The following is a 19,910-nucleotide window of genomic DNA, read 5'->3' as shown; positions in this document are numbered from 1 at the left end:
TTATATCTTATCAATCTCTTGAAGTCAACAACTTTTTGAATTTCTTTTTTTCGTCAGCGCCTTGTTTAGCGGCAACGAATAATAATATACCACCTCACAAATAATAGTGCAATAGTTTTTTAAAAGAAAATCAAAAAAGTTTTACGAGCGGCTTGTTTCTAAAAAAGCGCCGTACTGCGATAAGCAGAAACGGCGCCTGCCCTTTTATTAACGTTGTCTCATTTGAGGGAATAATAAAACGTCTCTGATAGACGGAGCATTTGTTAACAGCATGACAAGGCGGTCGATACCGATACCCAATCCCCCGGTCGGCGGCATGCCGTATTCAAGAGCTTCAACGAAGTCTTCATCCATCATATGCGCTTCATCGTTTCCTTCTTCTCTTTCTTTTAATTGCGCTTCAAAGCGTTCCCTCTGGTCAATAGGGTCATTCAGCTCCGTAAACGCATTAGCATGCTCACGGCCGACGATAAACAGCTCAAAACGGTCTGTAAAGCGAGGGTCCTCCGGATTTTTCTTAGCAAGAGGAGAAATCTCTACAGGGTGGCCGTAAATAAATGTAGGCTGAATGAGTGTTTCTTCAATTTTTTGTTCGAAGAATTCATTGATGATATGACCCACCGTCATTGAGTTTGTGATCTCGATACCATGCTCTTTTGCATGACCGCGCGCTTCTTCAACAGTCATCTCATTCCAGAAATCTACGCCTGTCGCTTCTTTGACCGCATCTACCATGTGGAGTCGTTTCCATTCAGGTTTCAGATCAATCTGCTCTTCGCCGTACTGGATTGTGGTGCTTCCAAGCACTTCCTGCGCAATATGTGCAACGAGGTTTTCCGTAAGGCTCATAATATCTTTATAATCGGCGTACGCTTCATACAGCTCGATCATCGTGAATTCAGGGTTATGGCGTGTAGAAACACCTTCGTTACGGAACACACGGCCGATTTCGTAGACTTTTTCCAATCCGCCGACAATCAGGCGTTTCAGGTGCAGTTCAATCGCAATACGCATATAAAGAGGCATATCGAGCGCGTTATGGTGCGTGATGAACGGGCGTGCAGACGCTCCTCCCGGTATGCTGTGCATCGTAGGTGTTTCAACTTCTAAGTATCCATGGTCATCTAAGTATCTTCTCATCGCTTGGATGATTTTGCTGCGTGTGATAAACGTTTGTTTGCTGTCAGGGTTTACGATGAGATCGAGATAGCGCTGGCGGTAACGCTGTTCAACATCTTTTAACCCATGATATTTATCAGGAAGAGGACGCAGTGCTTTTGTCAGCAGTTCAAAAGATGTCGCTTTGACAGAAAGCTCGCCTACGTTTGTTTTGAAAACTTTCCCCGTGATGCCGATAACGTCTCCGAGGTCTGAAGATTTAAAGATTTCATATTGTTCTTCGCCGACACTGTCTTTTCTTACGTAAATTTGAATTTGACCTTCTAAGTCCTGCAGATGCGCAAAGCCGGCTTTCCCTTTTCCGCGCTTTGTCATCATACGGCCTGCAATGGTCACTTCGATCGCTTTTTCTTCCAGTTCTTCTTTAGAAAGCTCCTGGTAGGCGTCAATGATCTGTTGAGATTGATGCGTTCTCTCGAAACGTTCGCCGAAAGGGTCAATGCCGTTTTCTCTCAGCTGGTTCATTTTATCTCGTCTGACTTGCAGCTGGTCGTTCAATTCCTCATGATTTTGCTCTTCTTGACTCATTGGTATCACTCCGTTACATTTTGATTTCACGAAAAAGCAGAAAAACTGCCAGCGGTAAGCTGGCAGTGAGCAGCAATAGAGGGTGTATATTAACCTACTTTTGCATCTTGAAGCTCTTTTGCCTCTGCTTCGGCGGTAAATGCATCTAAAAGCTGCACAACTTCTTCACGCGTCTCACATTGGTTAATTTCGTTGCGTACATTCGCATTACCTCTGACACCTTTCAGGTACCAGGCAGCGTGTTTTCTCATTTCTCTGACTGCCACATTTTCGCCTTTTAACTTAATCAGGCGGTCTAAGTGCAGTTTGCAAACCGACATTTTTTCACGGACTTTCGGTTCGTCTTTTAACTCACCGGTTTCAAGGTAGTGCACCGTACGGTAAATCATCCACGGGTTGCCGAGTGCGGCCCGGCCGATCATGACGCCGTCAACTCCTGTTTCCTCAAGCATACGTTTCGCGTCCTGAGGCGTTTTGACATCACCGTTTCCGATGACGGGAATGGAGACGGATTGCTTCACTTCTTTAATGATATCCCAGTTCGCAGTGCCTTCATACATTTGCACTCTTGTGCGGCCGTGCAGGGCAACGGCTTTTCCGCCGGCACGTTCAACGGCTTGGGCATTTTTCACCGCATAGATGTGCTCTTCATCCCAACCCATTCTCATCTTCACTGTAACCGGCTTATCAACAGCATCTACTACTGCGGATACCATTTCATAAATCTTATCAGGATCGAGAAGCCATTTGGCGCCCGCATCACATTTTGTAATCTTGGGTACAGGACATCCCATGTTAATATCAATAATATCAGCAGTCGTGTTTTGATCTACAAACTTCGCCGCTTCCACCAGAGTTTCCTTTTTCCCTCCAAAAATCTGAAGGCTGAGCGGTTTTTCACGTTCATCAATGTAAAGCATCCCCATTGTTCTTGCGTTGTTGTAAAGAATCGCTTTGTCACTGACCATTTCAGCGCATACCAATCCGGCTCCGAATTCCTTTACAGTCAATCTGAACGCTGAGTTGCAGACACCGGCCATAGGGGCAAGCACAACCCGGTTTTTCAATTGAATATCACCGATTTTAAACATTTTTCCCCTCCTTTCATTTGTCTATTTTTCAGGCGGGGCCAATTCGTCCGCACTTATATTTAAAACATCTGCCGCATCTTGAATGATGGCATCTGACGGCAATCGGTTTCCGCGTTCAATTTCACCGACAATAGAAACTGATATACCTAATGCTTTTGCAAATCCTTCTTGAGTATAACCTTTCAGCTTTCTGAATGCACGAATTCGCCTACCCCAGATTTCTGCTTCCATACTCTTACACCTTCTTGGTTTGTTTCAGCGCTTATCGTGATATGATCCGCCTGCGGACATATTTCTTTTAACGGCGCAAGGACAAATAAGCGCTCATACATTCTCGGATGCGGAACAATCAGCCGCTCTGTTTCAATATTTTCACGATTATACAGCAAAATGTCAAGGTCTGCCGTCCGCGGTCCCCAGCGAATCTCTCTCGTTCTGCCTAATTCAGCTTCAATGCTCTGCGTTACATCAAGAAGTTCAAAAGGAGATAACGACGTTTTCACTTCAACCGCCATATTGAGAAACTGATCTTGATCCTCATAGCCGACGGGATCTGTTTCATATATGGAGGACACCTTTGACACCGTCACGCCATGATGCCGGCTGAGCATGGCCACTGCCTGACGCAAATAATGTTCACGGTCGCCCATATTGGAACCGAGGCCGATATATGCCGTATTGTTCATGATTTCTTTCTCGTCATTTCTATAGCTACTGATTTATAATGGCCGGGAATCGGCGGGTCAGGCTTAACAACCTTTACCGTACATTGCTGCACCGGCTCAAATTTCTTAAGGACGGTGTCTGCGATCCGTTCCGCAAGGGTCTCGACCAAATTAACGGGCTCGCCCTCAACGATGCCGCGGCAGACACTGTACAATTCCGCATAGTTAATGGTATAAGAAAGGTCATCCGTTTTTCCCGCTTTGCTCAAATCCAGTTCGGCAGTCAGGTCTACTTTGAAGCGCTGGCCGAGTTTGTTTTCTTCTTCGAACACGCCGTGATATCCGTAAAACTCCATACCTTCCACATATACTTTATCCATAATGTGCGCCTCCTTTGTTCAACATAGCATCCATCATCTTAGTCATTCTTGCGATCTCTTTGACATCGTGCACCCTCACAATGTCGCAGCCTTTCTGGACGCCAAGGCATACTGTCGCTCCCGTTCCCTCAGCACGTTCTTCAGGGGGAAGGTCAAGTACACGGCCGATGAACCTTTTTCTCGATGTCGCCAGGAGCAGCGGATAACCTAACCCGCTGAACACCTCCAGCTTGTTCATGACAGCCAGATTGTCCTCATAGTTTTTCGCAAAGCCGATCCCCGGATCCAGAATCATGTTTTCATCTGTGACGCCGGCTTCTGCGGCAATTTTTACGCTTTCCATCAGGTCTGCAAGCATATCAGGAATAAGATCGTTGTAGTTTCTTTCCGTGCGATTATGCATTAAGATAATCGGAACCCCGTGTGCGGCGGCTACTGACGCCATGTCAGGGTCACCTTTCGCCCCCCAGATGTCATTAAGGATAGAGGCTCCCGCTTTGACCGCTTCGTCTGCCACGGACGCTTTGTACGTATCGATTGAAAGCGGAATGTCCAGCTCGCTTGTAATCCGTTCTATGACGGGGATGACTCGTGACATTTCCTCATCAGCCGACACGAGTGATGCGCCGGGCCTTGTCGATTCGCCGCCGATATCTATAATATGCGCCCCTTCTTCAGCCATCTTCACCGCACGCAGAAGCGCCCTTTCCGTACTGTCGTATTTACCGCCGTCAGAGAAGGAGTCTGGCGTTACATTTAATATCCCCATAACGAGCGTCTTCTCTTTATAGGACAGAGCGCCTTTTTTTGTATGAATCAGTTTAGGCTGTTCAATTGTTTGCTGCGCCATTTTGTTCCTCCTCCTGTACATTCATTTTGTTTATTTCCTGCTGATACTGCTTACGGAGCAATTGCACCGTTTTTCCGCTCATTCCGGGCAGCGGCACTTCCTCTATTTTAGAAAACGGGATGATTTCAAGCACGGAGTTTGTCATCCATGCTTCATCCGCTTCAAGCATTGATTGAAAACGGAATCGGCCTTCGGTGACTTCTGTCCCCTGCCGTTTCAATTCATCAATGACAAACTGTCTCGTTACGCCGTCGAGAATTCCCGTATCCAAAGATGGCGTAAAGACCTTGTCTCCTTTTCGCCAAAACACGTTGGAGACAATGCCTTCCGCGACATCTCCTTCACCGGTCAGGAAAATGCCTTCAAGATTGGGGTCATTCCCGATCTCCCGTTTAGCATACATGTTGTTTAAATAGTGATGGGATTTTAACCGAAAAGATCCTTCAGGCGTGTTTCTCCGGACAGAGAGAAGCCTGCCTTCTTTTTGAACAGGCAGAGTTTCCGGATTGAGCCGGTTGACGAAACAAAGGACGGTCGGCTTTTCATAAGTCTGCGCGGCAAATCCCTTATCGCTGACGCCTGCCGAGATGTTAAGCCGGACACGCGCGCTGCCGTCCTTGATGTCATTGAGGAGCAACAGTCTCAGAAGCATATCAAGCAGCTCCTGTTTGTTCACCTCATATGCAATCTGCAGATCCCGAAGCGCCCTGTTGAGCCTGGCGACATGCGCATCCGGCAGAAACGGCCGGCCGCTGTAAAGCCTGAACGTCTCGAACGCGCCGATCCCGTACAGATAACCATGGTCAAAAGGAGAAAGCGCCGCTTCTTTCTCCTCTATATATTGACCATTCAAATATATAATCACACCGTTACTTCCTTTTTGCGGTGTGTCTCTATAAAGTTTCTGAGCATCTCTTTGCCGAAGGAGGTCATGATGGATTCCGGATGGAACTGAACACCTTCAACAGGCAGCTCATTATGGCGGATTGCCATAATTTCTCCTTCTTTGGTTTGAGCGGATACCGTAAAACAATCCGGCAGAGTGTCCGCTTTGACAATAAGTGAATGGTACCGGGTGGCGACCAGCGGATTTTGCAGGCCTTTAAAAATCGTCTGTCCGTCATGCATAACTTCTGACGTTTTGCCGTGCATGAGCCGCTCTGCTCTGACGACATCGCCGCCGAATACTTGCGCAATCGACTGATGCCCGAGACATACGCCGAAAATAGGAATACTGCCGGCAAAATGTTTGATGGCTTCGAGGCTGATCCCCGCTTCATCAGGACTGCACGGCCCGGGTGAAATCATTAAGAAGTCCGGACCCAGCTCTTCAATCTGCTCAATCGTAATCTCGTCATTCCGTCTGACGATCAGTTCCTCCCCGAGCTCACCCAAATATTGAACCAAGTTGTACGTAAATGAATCATAATTGTCAATCATTAAAATCATCTCTGCTCACCTCGTCTGATTTTTTGTCTCTTCTTCGCTCAGCTCTAACGCCTTTTTCATCGCAAAAGCTTTTTTGAACGATTCCTTGTATTCATGCTTCGGAACCGAATCAATGACCACTCCTGCTCCGGACTGCATAAAAGCATGTCCGCCGGCTGCATAGATCGTCCGGATCACAATGTTAAACTGCAAATCTCCGTTGAATCCGAACCAGCCTATAGATCCAGTATAAAGCCCCCGTCTTGTCGGCTCAAGCTCTTCTATAATTTCCATCGTTCTCACTTTGGGCGCTCCAGTGATAGTGCCCCCCGGGAACACCGCATGAATAATGTCTGTCGCGTCATATCCGTCCTGCAGCTCTCCCTGTACGTTTGACACGATATGCATGACGTGGGAATACTTTTCGATCGCCATAAATTCGTTAACGCGCACGGAGCCGTAGCGCGATACGCGCCCGAGGTCATTGCGCTCAAGATCAACAAGCATGACGTGTTCCGCACGTTCTTTTTCATTGTGAATTAATTCGTCAGCCAAAGCCTTGTCTTCAGCATCGTCTTTTCCTCTTGAACGCGTACCCGCGATCGGTCTCGTTTCAAGCTTCTTCCCCTTCTTTGTCACCAATAGCTCCGGCGACCCGCATATCACTTGAAACCCCGGTGTCTCGAGATAGGCCATGTAAGGAGACGGATTGACGTTTCTCAAGTGTTTATACACCTCATACGGATGAACGGATAAAGACTGAGACTGCCTGATGGATAAATTAACCTGGAACACATCGCCGCTCGCGATATATTGTTTAATTTGTTCTACAGCCTGCGAAAATCCTTCTTCAGTGAACGGAGCGGCGTACGATCCGTCCCCATTCCGATCCAGCGGTGAAAAAGGCTCGTCCGCCGTTTGGAGGGAACACCACATGTCCTCTAAGCCGGACAGCTTTTCTTCCGCAAGATCCGCTTCTTCCGCTTCAGTATGGGTAATGAGCCATAACGCCTCTTCCTCATGGTCATAAACGGCCACATCATCAAAAACAAGAAAGTAAATATCAGGTGTTTCCAGATCATCTAACGACAGCATTTTAAAATTCTCAATATATCGGGCGTAGTCGTAACTGATAAAACCAATCGCACCGCCCTGAAAGTCCGGAAACTCAACGTTTGTTTCCGTTCCGAGCGTTCCAAACCATTCATGAAAGGCCCGCAGTGGGTCACCTTCTTTAAACAGTGTTTCCCCCTCATGCTTGATCGTTGTAATTCCGTCTTTCCCTCTGACGGACGCAATCGGATCTAGACCGGCTATACTGAATCTTCCCCCTCTCGCGCTTTCGAGCAGAACATGCCGTTTTCTCGATTTCGAAAGGTTTTCATATCGCTGTAAAAATGCTTGTTTCGTAAAAGGTATTTTTCTTCCTGCCGGTCTGCGTTGTGCCATCATATCAATCCTCTGCTTCGTTTTACTGTAGTTTTATTTTAAAGCAATCACACTGGTGAAAAAAGTGAATTTCGCTTCCAACCATAAAATTCGAAACGTTTTTTGGATTTTCGATGCTTCAGCACAAAAAAACTCCCGGATACAGCCGGGAGCCGTGTATATGTCTCTATTCAAACTGATAAAGCGGTGTGCTTAAGTAACGTTCTCCGTTACTAGGGATGATCGCAAGCACTTTCTTGCCTTTCCCCAGTTTTTTCGCGATTTCCAGTGCCGCGTAAATGGCCGCTCCGGAAGAAATGCCGCCGAGAATCCCTTCTTCTTTTGCCGTTTTACGGGCATACTCAAATGCATCCTCATTTTTGACGGGAATGATCTGATCATAGATGTCCGTATTCAATGTTTCAGGGACAAATCCCGCTCCGATACCCTGAATTTTATGCGGGCCCGGTTTTCCACCGGAAAGAACTGGAGAATCCGCCGGCTCTACCGCATAGATTTTGATGGATGGATATGCTTCTTTCAGCACTTCGCCCGCTCCCGTGATGGTTCCGCCGGTACCGATTCCGGCCACGAACGCATCAAGCTGGTCGTCACCAAACTGTTCTACGATTTCTTTCCCCGTCGTTTGGCGGTGAATTTCCGGGTTTGCCGCATTGTTGAATTGCTGAGGCACAAAGTATCCGTGTTCCTCGGCAAGTTCTTCCGCCTTTTTAATGGCGCCCTTCATTCCTTCTGCGCCGGGAGTCAGCACAAGCTCCGCTCCGTATGCGCGCAGCAGATTGCGTCGTTCCATACTCATTGTATCAGGCATAACGAGAATGGCTCTGAGACCTTTAGCCGCTGCCACCATTGCAAGACCGATCCCCGTATTTCCGCTTGTCGGTTCAATGATTGTGTCGCCGGCTTTTAATTTTCCTTCTTTTTCAGCCGCTTCAATCATCGCCACTCCGATCCGGTCTTTTACGCTGCTGCCCGGATTCATGTATTCAAGCTTCAGATATACATCTGCACTGTTTTCATCCGTCAGGCGATTCAATTTCACAATAGGAGTATTTCCGATTAGTTCAGTAATAGAATTTGCAATACGCACCATGTTGGACACCTCAATTTCCGACTAAATTTATTGGTATTATAAATATAAGTTATCAATTTCAAAATTTTTTGTCAATCATTTAGTTCTTTTTTCCCCGTAGAACCAAGAGACCCCCGCCTCTTTCCACAGCGTTTTGACTGTCGCCTTGTCACCTAATTGATCCATCGCGATCTGGCGTCTGATTTGGCTCTTCACTTCATTGTATGAGAAAGTTCTCGCTTTAAGCTTTTCTTTCAGCTGAATGACGGCGTATCCTGAGGAAACTTTAATCGGTTCAGCGGACCATTCATCTTCTTTAAGATTTTTAGCTTCTGTGATATATGCCTGCGGGATATTTTCCTGGTTTTCTGTCACAAAGCCGAGGTCTCCGCCATACTGAGACGTGTATCTGTCCGTGGAACGCTCAGCGGCGACGGCTTCAAAGCTGGAACCGCCTTTCAAATCAGCAAGCACCCTGTCCGCCTCTTCTTTGTTTTTGACGACGATGTGCCGGATTCTGTAGGAATCATCGAAATGGTACAATTCTTTATTTTTATTATAAAATGATTGCATTTCCTTATCCGATATATCGATGTCCTTCGTCAACAGTTCTTCAAGAAGAATGTTGTAGCGGATCTGGTCTCTCCATTCTTTTTCGGTAATATGGCTGTCTTCATAAAATGAATTATTCACCGCTTTGATTAAAAGAAACTCCCGCTCCAATTCGCTGTTTGAAACTGTGAGTTTATTCTTTTTCGCAAGCTCTTTCACTACTTGTGCATTAATCATGTCTTCCAGAGTTGATTTTCCGTACTGGTCTTCCATCTTTTTCATCCAGTCTTGCCGTGTGATATGTTTATCACCGATTGTCGCGATGGATTCTTCAGATGACCCCGCGGCTTGGGATTTTGTTAACTTATACGCCACTGTCACACTGCATACTAACAGCGCCGCTACAATAATCGTCAAAAGTGTTCTCGATTTCAAAATCTACCCCATCCCTTTTATAAAATAGAACAACCCGCTAAAGAGCTAGCGGGTTGTTTCGTCACGAAGCTCTTCCAGTTCTTCTTTTGTAAATAAATATTTCTCATTACAAAAATGGCAAACCGCTTCGGCTTTTCCGTCTTCTTCTATCATATCTTGTATTTCTTTTTTGCCTAGTCCTAAAATGGCCGTTTCGAATCGATCTTTTGAACAAGAACAGTGAAATTTGACCGGCATTGTTTCGAGAACGTCCGGTTTTTGACCCAGAACTTCTTCTAAGATTTCTTCCGGTGTCAGGCCTTTTTGAATCAATTTTGAAATCGGTTCGATTTGAGATAATTGCTTCTCAATTGTTGAAATGGTTTCTTCATCAGTCCCCGGAAGAAGCTGAATGATGAACCCGCCCGCAGCGAGAATCGTGTTATCAGGATTTACTAGAACACCTACGCCGACAGATGAAGGGACTTGTTCAGAAGAAACAAGGTAATACGTGAAGTCGTCACCGAGTTCACCCGAGACAATCTCTACTTGTCCCGTAAAATAATCACGCAAGCCCAAATCTTTTACGACACTGAGTGTTCCGTCAGTTCCGACCGCCCGTCTGACATCCAGTTTCCCTTGTTCATTGAGGTCAAAATGAACGTGCGGGTTTGATACGTATGCTCTTACCTCACCCTTTGCGTTCGCATCTGCGACAATGGCTCCGATCGGGCCGCCGCCTTCTATTTTGACTGTCAGCTTATCTTCACCCTTAAGCATCGCTCCGAGCATCAGAGAAGCTGTCATCGTCCGGCCGATTGCGGCTGATGCCGTCGGCCACGTGTCATGCCTTCTTTGCGCTTCATTAACCATATCTGTCGTTCTGGCTGCATAAGCCCGCACTTTACCGTCATATGCAATTGCTTTAATTAAATAATCCATCGTTTACCTCCTATACGTGACCCACACGATTTCGCTCATAAATGATTTCCAGCCCTTTCAGAGTGAGAAACGGGTCAACAATATCAATACAGTCTGATTCGTTTGCGATTAATGACGCAAGCCCGCCTGTCGCAATGACTTTCGGTTCCTGTGTTGCCTGCCATTTCATCCGCTTCACTATACCTTCAACTTGTCCGACATAGCCGAAAAGGATGCCGGACTGCATGGCGCTTACCGTGTTTTTGCCGATGATATTGTCCGGACGGGCAATTTCAATTCTCGGAAGCTTCGCCGCACGTGAGTACAGCGCTTCCGTCGAAATCGTAATGCCGGGAGCAATCGCGCCGCCCATGTATTGTTTGTTTTCATCAATGTAGCAATACGTCGTCGCCGTTCCGAAATCAACAACAATTAAGGGGCCGCCATACTGCTGGATCGCCGCAACGGCATTGACGATCCTGTCAGCTCCCACTTCTTTCGGATTGTCATACTTTATATTTAAACCTGTTTTCATTCCCGGGCCGACAACTTGCGGCTCGATGTGAAAGTATTTTGTGCACATTCTTTCTAAAGAGAACATAATCGGCGGCACCACGGATGAGATGATAATCCCTTCAATCTGTTCAAACATGAGTCCGGAATGTTCAAATAAGGAGCGGAGCAGCATGCCGAATTCGTCTTCTGTTTTGTGCCTGCTCGTTTCTATGCGCCAATGATATTCTAATTCCCCATCATGATATACACCAATCACGGTGTTGGTGTTCCCCACATCTATAACCAGTAACAACCTCTATCACCACTTTTGAATAGTTTCTAATCATAACATTTTCAACATTCTACAATACCATACACGATCTGCGGCTCTTTTGTAAACAAAACGGAACCAGTAAAAAAACCGCCGGTATACGCCGGCGGTTTTCATATCAGAAAGCGAACTATTCTTTCGGCTCGTCTTTCTTTTCGTCTTCTGTTTTAGACAGGATGTTTACTTTCACATCGTCTTTTTGAAGATGGTCATCTGAGAAATTGCGCTCAGGGAGTTTTCCGTGATCCACGAGATGCTTGATTTGTTCCGCATCTAATGTTTCCACATCAAGCAATGTCTGAGCAATCAATTCAAGCTTATCGCGATTTTCAGTCAGGATGGTTTTCGCACGCTCATAACATTCTTTAATGATGCGCTGAATTTCCTGATCGATTTCGTAAGCGATCTGATCACTGTAGTTTTGCTCGTTGTTGAAATCCCGGCCCAGGAATACTTGACCGCCTTGAGATTGACCGAACTGAAGCGGTCCGAGTTTTTCTGACATACCGAACTCTGTCACCATTCTTCTGGCAATGTTCGTTGCCCGCTGGAAGTCATTGTGAGCGCCCGTGCTGACTTCGCCGAAGATAATTTCCTCGGCAACGCGTCCGCCCAGAAGACCGACAATTTTATCGAGAAGTTCAGGTTTTGTCTGGAAGTAACGGTCTTCTCTCGGAAGCATGACCGCGTATCCGCCCGCCTGCCCCCTCGGAACGATCGTTACTTTATGAACCATATCGGCTTCATCCAGCACAAGTCCGATAACGGTGTGACCGCCCTCGTGGTACGCCACGATATTGCGTTCTTTTTTCGATATGACGCGGCTCTTCTTCGCAGGGCCCGCAATGACACGGTCCGTCGCTTCATCAATGTCGCGCATATCAATTTTCTTCTTGTTTTGACGGGCAGCAACAAGTGCCGCTTCGTTAAGAAGGTTTTCTAAATCGGCGCCTGAGAAACCGGGTGTTCTTGAAGCGATCGCTTTTAAGTTCACCGTTTCATCAAGCGGTTTGTTTCTCGCATGGACCTGTAATACGGCTTCACGGCCGATGACATCCGGACGGTCTACCGTAATCTGACGGTCAAAACGTCCCGGACGAAGCAATGCAGGGTCGAGAATGTCCGCACGGTTTGTCGCAGCGATAATAATGATTCCTTCATTCGCACTGAAACCGTCCATCTCTACAAGCAGCTGGTTCAGCGTCTGTTCGCGTTCATCATGCCCGCCGCCAAGACCTGCGCCGCGCTGACGTCCCACCGCGTCGATCTCATCAATGAAGATCAGACAAGGCGCATTCTTTTTCGCATTTTCGAATAAATCACGCACACGGGAAGCACCGACACCGACAAACATTTCAACGAAGTCAGATCCGCTGATGCTGAAGAAAGGAACGCCCGCTTCACCGGCTGAGGCTCTCGCAAGCAGCGTCTTACCGGTTCCCGGAGGTCCGACCAACAGCACGCCTTTAGGGATTCTGGCGCCAAGCTCGGCGAATTTGCGAGGATCTTTCAGAAACTCAACAACCTCAACGAGCTCCTGCTTCTCCTCATCCGCGCCGGCTACATCTTTAAACTTCACGCGTTTCTTTTCTTCCGTATACAGCTTCGCTTTGCTCTTTCCGAAGTTCATGACACGGCTGCCGCCGCCCTGAGCCTGATTGAGCAGGAAGAAAAACAGAATAAAGATGATGACAAACGGAATGATCGTCGTTAAGAACGTCACCCACCCGCTTGTTTCCTGTGCGGGATCAACTTTTACGTCCGTCTTTTTAATTGCATCAAATATCTGGTCTGCTCCTTTTCCTTCAGGAACATGTGTTAAAAAGTACTGGTCTTTGTCGTATTTTTTCAGCTGTCCTTTTACCTCATAAACACCTCTGACAGGCTGAACCGATACGCTATCAACTTTCCCCTCATCGAGGTTCTTGATAAACGTACTGTACGACATATTTTCTGTTTTCGGGTTTGAAGTCTGGAAGTAACTCACAACCCCGATTACTACTAATAAAATAAGTAAATAAAAAATGGTATTACGGAAGACCCGATTCATTCCTTACCTCCTCCCACAGTAAGCACAACTATGTTCAATAGTACCATAGAAAATCATTCCAATACAACCGATAACCATCTCGGAAGCAGGCAGCCGATCAGCTTTCATAAATCGCCGGTTTTAATACTCCGATGTAAGGCAGATTGCGATAGCGTTCGGCATAATCAAGTCCGTAACCCACAACAAACGCGTCAGGAACTTCAAAGCCTACGAAGTCTGCTTTAATGTCCGCTTTTCTTCCGCTTGGTTTATCCAACAGGGTAACAATCTTAATTGATTTCGCTTTACGATATCGGAAGAGTTCTACGAGATAGCTCAAGGTTAACCCACTGTCGATAATATCTTCAATGATTAAGATGTCCCGGCCTTCTACAGATGTATCCAAATCTTTGATGATTTTGACTTCTCCGGAAGAAACCGTGGAATTTCCGTAGCTTGATACATCCATGAAGTCCATTTCCAAATATGTATCAATATGCTTTATAAGATCAGCCATAAAAGGAAGCGCTCCCTTTAACACACCGATTGCCAACGGAAACGTGTCGCTGTACTCGCTTGTTAATTGTTCTCCAAGCTGTTTTACTTTCTGCTGGATCTCATCTTCTGAGATCAGCACTTTTTCGATATCCTGTTTCATGTTAATGCTTGCCCCCTACACTTTTCATGCTGTCTATATTGTAATACAATGCGGTCACTGTTTGAAATCACAAGATCGTCAAAGATGGATTTTTTCAAGCCAGGCAGCCAGATAATTTCACCGCTCGCATCCGTTACAATCGGCCATTCGTCCCGATCCCGCAGAGGCAGTTTATGATCAATAAATATATCTTTCACCTTTTTCGAGCCATTCATCCCTTTAAGTTTGATCCGATCGCCGATTTTTCTCGTCCGGATTGTTAAAGGAAATTGCACCTTATTTCTGCTTGTCATAAAAACAGCATTCCCATTTTTGATATGAGGGTCAGCCTGATCGGCCACCTCTATCATAAAGCCGTTGGGGAGAACAGCAGTCTCGCCTTCCGCTCCTTGCAGCTGCAGCTCAAAGGGAACCTTTTCACATTGCCATTGTTCAAATGTAAACAAACATGTCTGATATGATTTGACCACCTTCAGCCCTTTCGGAAAATCAAGCACTCCCGAGGCGCTTCCATTTTCCGCCCATTCGAGAAACTGCTGTATGTGGCGGGCGGAAAACGACGATGGAACGTTTTCATAAAGATAGTTTAATATTAGTTGAACTCCTCTTCTTTGTAAAGGTATCGGAAGGGCAAGCAATTGAGAGGAATTGACTTCAACCGATGTGTCAGACTTGCTTGTAATAACCTTATTCATTCGTTCTTTCGTTAATGACTGCAGGTATTGTTCGTCTTCTGTCAGTGCTTCACTCACCTTTTGAAACATTTTATGAACGTCAGGTGATTCTTGTTTTAAAAAAGGAAGCACGGTCTTTCTGAATCTGTTTCTTGTATAATCGTCTTTTGCATTGCTCTCATCCGTTCTGTAGCTGAGCCCTTCTTGACGGCAGTATTCAAGGATTTCATCCTTTGCCGTATAGAGGAAAGGCCTGATCAGCCAGCCGGATGCAAATTCGCGAACGGGCTGCATTCCCGCAAGCCCTGCCCCGAGCGTACCTTTCGCAAGCCTCATGAGCATTGTCTCAACCTGGTCATCGCCGTGATGAGCCAGCGCCAAAAACTTCGCTTGGTGTTTTGTCATCAGATCTTCGAAAAACTGATATCTGCAATCACGCGCGGCAGCCTGCTTGTTCAGCTTATTCTTCTTTGCGTATGCAGAAACATCAATCTGTACCGTTTCACAGAGGATGTGTTCAGCCTCGCAATATGACTGCACAAACTTCATATCTTCTTCAGATTCAGGACCCCTGAACTGATGGTCGACATGCGCCGCTATGATAACGGAGGAATGCCCGAAGTGCTTATTCAGCATACTGAGAAGCGCCATTGAATCAGGGCCTCCGGAGACCCCGGCAATAATCGTTTCTCCCTCCGCCTGAAGATGATATGTTTTGAAAAAATCTTCCACGCTTTTCACAATGTCCCCCTCACAATGAGCAGGTTTTTTAAAGATATACATATCCTATCACTTTCATTCCCTCCAAGCAAAGAAGAAGCATGAGCGCAGGCGTCCGGCCGGCACTAGATGAGAAAAAAGACGATGTAAGCGAAATAAAGGGCGAGAACGCTGATTAAAATAAGTGTTGTTTCAAACAAACCATTGTGCTTTGCGGGTTTTTGTTTAGGTTTATACCGCGTCTGAGATACAGTGCCCTGCCGCGGTTTTGAATGCGGCGGCTTAGGCTTGGCGGCGGCTTTCCTTTTGCTCCCGGCGCTCTGGCCCGCCGTCAGGATGTCATGCTTCATGGCTTCCGCAGACGGATATTGACCGTTTAAAGCAGAAAACAGAACCTTCTTATACTTATTCAGAAACGGGTGGCCTTCAATGATAGAACGAAGCTGTTCTTTCGGCTGTCCTGACTTTTTGCACTCTTTCTTCTGGACACAGTGGATCATGATCATTGCGACAGCAAACAGGTCATAGGATGGTTCTGCTTTTCTTGTTCCATACCCCCAATAGCCCCTGTCGTAAAACTCCGTATACTCTTTAATCGCGCGGCCCTGTTTTGTCGTTCCCCCTACATCAATGCAGCGAATGGCAGCCGGTGGCCCGGTTACAATGAGATTGTCCGGTTTGAGGTCGCCAAAAACCCACCCTTGCTGATGAAGGACTGACAGGCTGGAAAGAAGCTGCACCATCAGCACCGGAATCCACTCCGCTCCCTTACTGCTGATATATTGCGGAAGAAGCGGCCCTTCTATGTACTCCATCACGTAAAAAGAGACATTTTTATTCAGCTGCGGTATAAACGCGTCGTCCGCATCAAAAAAAGAAGGCCCCATCGTTTGCGACCGGGCCTTTGAAAAGGATTTTAAGACATTCACTTCAGAGGTAACAGACATGCTGTCGCTGCTTATTTTCAAAGCGACCTGTCCGCCTGATGCTTCTGCCAAATATACAATACCGTTAGCCCCTTTTCCAAGCTGTTTGAGCAATCTGTAGGATTTGCCGTTCCATTTGCCCTGAATTGCCGTCCCCGGTGCCAGACTACATGCCAAACTCGTTAAAGCGTCGTTCATCATCTGCCAACATGCTCCTTCTTGAGCGGATTCTCTCAAACTGCTGCGTCGCTTCCCGGATAGCGGGGCCCGTAGGGGTGATACCGCCGGTCGACAGCTTCGCAAAGAGTGCAGAAAGGGATTCAAGCTTCGGCGTCCAATTCAGTACAAGCTCAACTTCCTGGCTTTTCCCGGGAAATATACACATTGCAAATTCATTTTGTCCGGCCCGGGAATTTAAACTGATGGAAAGATCGATCAGCGCTTCTTTCACCGTCGGCAGTTTCGGCGCCATACTCGCACTCGTATCAACCAGCACAAGCACTTGCAGATGAACCGTTTCGCCGAGTTCATCAACAACTTCCATCACTTCGCCGCGTTTTTCAGGAGAAAGCTCTTCCATTTCAACGTTTTTTCCTAAAATTTGTTTAAGCTCTTGATTGACGACGCCTTGCAGCGTCTGGGTCATTGCTTTTTTCGTCACCATTTGAACCGTCTGAGACAATTGTGACGCATACACAACTTGATGGACGCCGCCTCCGGCCATGGCGATGCCTTCAACTTCCTTCATTGCCTCTTGGTCAATCGCATTTTCTTCCATAATTCCTATAACATTCACCGTAATCCCCTGCTCCTTGGCGAAAGCCGCCATTGCGATCGGGTCTTCACCATGATTGGAGCAGCCATCTGTAATCAGCAGAACTTGATTTAAATGTCCCTTATTCACATACATTCCTCCCGGTGATACGATTAGTCCCATCTTCGCCAGAAGGAAAGTGATTTATACGAAAGGATTAAGAAATCTCCTTTTTATTTAGGAAAACCGCCGGCACCGGGATGGAAGCCCATTTCGGCGTGTTGTGATCAATCCGGACAACAACCACCGTCATATCGTCTTCGATTTGGCCGGAACGCGTTCTGATGACCTCTTCCATTAATATATCAGCGATTTCCTGCGGATCTTCGGTTTTCAGCCCTTTCATTTTCCGTTTCATCCACAGGTCGTGGTTTTCAACGTGCTTCGGCCCTTCAAAAATACCGTCACTCATCATGACGAGCAGATCTCCCGCTTTTAACTGTTCACTTACAACCTCTACATCAAATTCATTGATGATGCCGATCGGCAGATTGCTGGCCTGCACTTTCATGACTTGATCTCCCCGCTTGATAAAACTCGGCGTTGAACCGACCTTCAAGAATTTGCAGCTTGCATCCTGAAGATCAATGATAGAAAGATCGAGAGTTGAGTAGATTTCGTCTGTCGTCCGTAAAGACAGAATACTGTTGATCGTTTTGATCGCTATTTTTTCATCAATACCTGATTCGAGAATTTTTTCGAGCAGCTTAATCGTTTCATTGCTCTCATAATGGGCCCTCGCCCCATTGCCCATGCCGTCACTGATCGCGGCCGCATACTTTCTCGCCCCCAGTTCCATCATGCTGTAGCTGTCGCCGGAGACAAGGCCGCCGCCTTTTGCCGCATGAGCCGCGCCTGTCGATACCCGGTACGACTTGGTCGAACCGAACGCGACATGGCTGTAGCCATTCGGATGAGTCGAGTGCTGTTCGCTTTTGACAAGTATCTGCTCCTCAAGAATGTCAGACAGCATCGGGGCGATAATTTTCTCACTCTCGCCGTGTCCTCCGCTGAACGGGATTGTCATTTCGATATCAATATTGCCCTGCTCCAAGCTGTATATCTCGACATGCTGAATCTCGATTCCGAAATGCTGAAGCGCCTCTATCATTTGTTCTTCTTGAATAAAATGCTGCTCCCTCTCCCGTTTTATTTCCCGAGAAAAGTCCGCCATGACCTCAGAAACCCCCAACAGCTGCTCGGCAACAAGCCTTCTGCTGTCCTGAACTTTTCTCTTCAGTGTCAGATGGGCGTGATGGTGGGCAAGTTCGTCCTCAATCAGCTCTTCCACCTGTCTGGATTTGGAGCAGTGTTGTTGAAACTCCTTTTTTAATCTGCGGTTTGAGGCATACTGTTTTTCTTCTGTTTCATGCATAACCTGTTTCATTAAGTCATATGTTTTATCAAAGTTTTGAACCCAGCATTTGCTTTTCTTATAGCAGGATTGGCAGGAATGCTCGGTGATTTTGCTTAAAAAGAGATCCACTTCCCCTTCTTCCGCCTGCTCATCAGAAGACGTCTGATGAAAGGTGGCGAAGCTCTCCGACAAGGCATGAAACACATTGGAGAACTGGTCTACTTTCTGGGCGGTGACATCTCTGATTTTCCTTGCGTACTGCTGCTGTTCCTGACTGTGCTCAGCAGTGCCCGGTATGTATCGCGCCACCTTTTTCGTAATCGATTGGGGCGTAATCAAAAACAAAACAACGGCAATCAAAGATTCATAAAGAGTGGTCATTAATCCGGCAGATCCTTCTCCATATAATGAAATCAGCAGTGAGCCGATCACTAATCCGACTGCGGCGCCGGCTTTCTTTCCTTCTTTCAGCAGCCCGCCAAGAAGCCCGGAAAACGCAAGCAGACTCATTTGATAGAGATTCCCGATATTCGCAAGCCCGAGGATCAGTCCGGTCACAACACCGACCGTACAGCCGATGCTTGCCCCGCCGACAAAGGAAAAACTCAGCACGACATAGCGGGCCAGGATATGTTCAGCCTGCATTCCCTGAAATGAAACACCGGCAAGCCCGGTTAAAACGGATGCGATCAAGATCATAAAACAGATGATTTCTTCTATTTTTAACGATTGCTTCACTTTTTTGATCGTGAAGATCGGCAGGCTTTGTAAAAAGATCAGCGTCAAAATAAAGGCCAGGCCCGCCTCGACAACAGCCATCACATAATCATAGGTGGTAAAAGCGCCGCTTTCAAAATAAACAAATCCGATTCTCGCGGCAGCCATAGAGAAAAACACCACGATCGGCAGCATCTTCACCCGGTCCTGCACGATATATGTACCGATTTTTGAAAATAGAGTGAAGACGGCCAAAGCTGTGAGAATCAATAAAGAGTGTTTCGGCGAAATGGTTAAAGCGCCCGCAAGTAAAGACAGACAAGCATAGAAGGCTTTATCTCTTCTGATCAACAGCATCGCTCCGAAAAACGGCAGCGCAAACGGAAGAACCTCAGATAATATGAAAGCCCGTCCAAGTAAAAAACCGATCACGACATAAATGAAACCCTTATAGAAAAAAAGTGAATGCGCTTGATGGACTGTAAGCTTTGCCGCCTTTTCAAAAAACGATTGCAGTTTTTCCAGAGCTTGTCCCGCCATCGGCCCGTTCACTCTTCTTTCCGCTTTTTCCATTGCTCTCATCCCCCACCTGTTTTATTCGTTGCTTGTCATTATAAATGAAAGCACAGATAGGATTTTGTCAAAAGAAGGTAACAATTC

Annotated in this window: 19 protein-coding genes; all 19 read right to left on the bottom strand. The window is 46.6% G+C overall.

From position 1 onward, the window contains the following. Positions 1-207 precede the first annotated feature (207 nt). The 19 genes from lysS to spoIIE all read right to left on the bottom strand — a co-directional run bounded on the left by lysS (position 208) and on the right by spoIIE (position 19,823). Entirely contained in the window at positions 208-1,707 is a 1,500-nt protein-coding gene (gene lysS / locus U2H13_RS00485; RefSeq protein WP_014416740.1) for a lysine--tRNA ligase, read from the bottom strand. A gap of 89 nt (positions 1,708-1,796) precedes the next feature. Further along, entirely contained in the window at positions 1,797-2,798 is a 1,002-nt protein-coding gene (dusB, locus tag U2H13_RS00480; protein WP_007409948.1) for a tRNA dihydrouridine synthase DusB, read from the bottom strand. 21 nt (positions 2,799-2,819) lie between these two features. Next, positions 2,820-3,029 carry a helix-turn-helix domain-containing protein gene (locus U2H13_RS00475; RefSeq protein WP_003150668.1) on the bottom strand — a complete coding sequence of 70 codons (210 nt, stop codon included), beginning with the start codon at positions 3,027-3,029 and terminating at the stop codon, positions 2,820-2,822. Continuing rightward, positions 2,981-3,484: a 2-amino-4-hydroxy-6-hydroxymethyldihydropteridine diphosphokinase gene (gene folK, locus U2H13_RS00470; RefSeq protein ID WP_007409947.1), complete on the bottom strand. Its 504-nt coding sequence runs from the start codon at positions 3,482-3,484 to the stop codon at positions 2,981-2,983. The genes U2H13_RS00475 and folK overlap by 49 nt, the downstream gene beginning before the upstream one ends. Further along, positions 3,481-3,843, bottom strand: a complete 363-nt coding sequence (folB, locus tag U2H13_RS00465; RefSeq protein WP_022552479.1) for a dihydroneopterin aldolase — start codon at positions 3,841-3,843, stop codon at positions 3,481-3,483. Before folB ends, folK begins: the two co-directional genes overlap by 4 nt. Next, positions 3,836-4,693 carry a dihydropteroate synthase gene (gene folP, locus U2H13_RS00460; protein WP_017419482.1) on the bottom strand — a complete coding sequence of 286 codons (858 nt, stop codon included), beginning with the start codon at positions 4,691-4,693 and terminating at the stop codon, positions 3,836-3,838. The genes folB and folP overlap by 8 nt, the downstream gene beginning before the upstream one ends. Then, complete coding sequence (gene pabC, locus U2H13_RS00455; protein WP_017419483.1) at positions 4,674-5,558, bottom strand: aminodeoxychorismate lyase; 885 nt, start codon at positions 5,556-5,558, stop codon at positions 4,674-4,676. The genes folP and pabC overlap by 20 nt, the downstream gene beginning before the upstream one ends. Continuing rightward, positions 5,555-6,142 (bottom strand): aminodeoxychorismate/anthranilate synthase component II, encoded by a 588-nt coding sequence (pabA, locus tag U2H13_RS00450; protein ID WP_007409944.1) that lies wholly within the window; start codon positions 6,140-6,142, stop codon positions 5,555-5,557. The genes pabC and pabA overlap by 4 nt, the downstream gene beginning before the upstream one ends. Positions 6,143-6,148: 6 nt before the next feature. Next, a complete protein-coding gene (gene pabB, locus U2H13_RS00445; protein ID WP_025650395.1) occupies positions 6,149-7,570 on the bottom strand; it encodes an aminodeoxychorismate synthase, component I in 1,422 nt (473 codons plus the stop codon). 166 nt (positions 7,571-7,736) lie between these two features. Further along, positions 7,737-8,663 carry a cysteine synthase A gene (cysK, locus tag U2H13_RS00440; protein ID WP_007615206.1) on the bottom strand — a complete coding sequence of 309 codons (927 nt, stop codon included), beginning with the start codon at positions 8,661-8,663 and terminating at the stop codon, positions 7,737-7,739. Positions 8,664-8,738: 75 nt separating this feature from the next. Continuing rightward, the gene (locus tag U2H13_RS00435; RefSeq protein WP_376700617.1) at positions 8,739-9,629 is read right to left on the bottom strand and encodes a peptidyl-prolyl cis-trans isomerase; all 891 of its coding nucleotides are present in this window, start codon (positions 9,627-9,629) and stop codon (positions 8,739-8,741) included. A 45-nt stretch (positions 9,630-9,674) separates the two neighbouring features. Further along, positions 9,675-10,550, bottom strand: a complete 876-nt coding sequence (gene hslO / locus U2H13_RS00430) for an Hsp33 family molecular chaperone HslO (protein ID WP_004264606.1) — start codon at positions 10,548-10,550, stop codon at positions 9,675-9,677. A gap of 10 nt (positions 10,551-10,560) precedes the next feature. Further along, on the bottom strand, positions 10,561-11,337 hold the full coding sequence (locus U2H13_RS00425) for a type III pantothenate kinase (protein WP_007409940.1): 777 nt from the start codon (positions 11,335-11,337) through the stop codon (positions 10,561-10,563). Between the two features lie 148 nt (positions 11,338-11,485). Continuing rightward, positions 11,486-13,405, bottom strand: coding sequence for an ATP-dependent zinc metalloprotease FtsH (ftsH, locus tag U2H13_RS00420; protein WP_004264608.1), 1,920 nt, complete (start codon positions 13,403-13,405; stop codon positions 11,486-11,488). Positions 13,406-13,502: 97 nt separating this feature from the next. Next, complete coding sequence (gene hpt, locus U2H13_RS00415) at positions 13,503-14,042, bottom strand: hypoxanthine phosphoribosyltransferase (RefSeq protein WP_004264611.1); 540 nt, start codon at positions 14,040-14,042, stop codon at positions 13,503-13,505. Further along, a complete protein-coding gene (gene tilS, locus U2H13_RS00410) occupies positions 14,039-15,457 on the bottom strand; it encodes a tRNA lysidine(34) synthetase TilS (protein ID WP_032864032.1) in 1,419 nt (472 codons plus the stop codon). Before tilS ends, hpt begins: the two co-directional genes overlap by 4 nt. A gap of 104 nt (positions 15,458-15,561) precedes the next feature. Beyond that, positions 15,562-16,563, bottom strand: a complete 1,002-nt coding sequence (locus U2H13_RS00405) for a serine/threonine-protein kinase (protein WP_014416732.1) — start codon at positions 16,561-16,563, stop codon at positions 15,562-15,564. Further along, entirely contained in the window at positions 16,529-17,266 is a 738-nt protein-coding gene (locus U2H13_RS00400) for a VWA domain-containing protein (RefSeq protein WP_004264624.1), read from the bottom strand. Before U2H13_RS00400 ends, U2H13_RS00405 begins: the two co-directional genes overlap by 35 nt. Before the next feature lie 67 nt (positions 17,267-17,333). After that, the gene (spoIIE, locus tag U2H13_RS00395; RefSeq protein WP_121984734.1) at positions 17,334-19,823 is read right to left on the bottom strand and encodes a stage II sporulation protein E; all 2,490 of its coding nucleotides are present in this window, start codon (positions 19,821-19,823) and stop codon (positions 17,334-17,336) included. Positions 19,824-19,910: the final 87 nt, after the last annotated feature.

Source organism: Bacillus sp. A1, assembly GCF_042296235.1.
GTDB lineage: Bacteria > Bacillota > Bacilli > Bacillales > Bacillaceae > Bacillus > Bacillus velezensis.
Note: the sequence above shows the minus strand (reverse complement) of the source record. Positions and strands in the feature narration are given on the sequence as shown.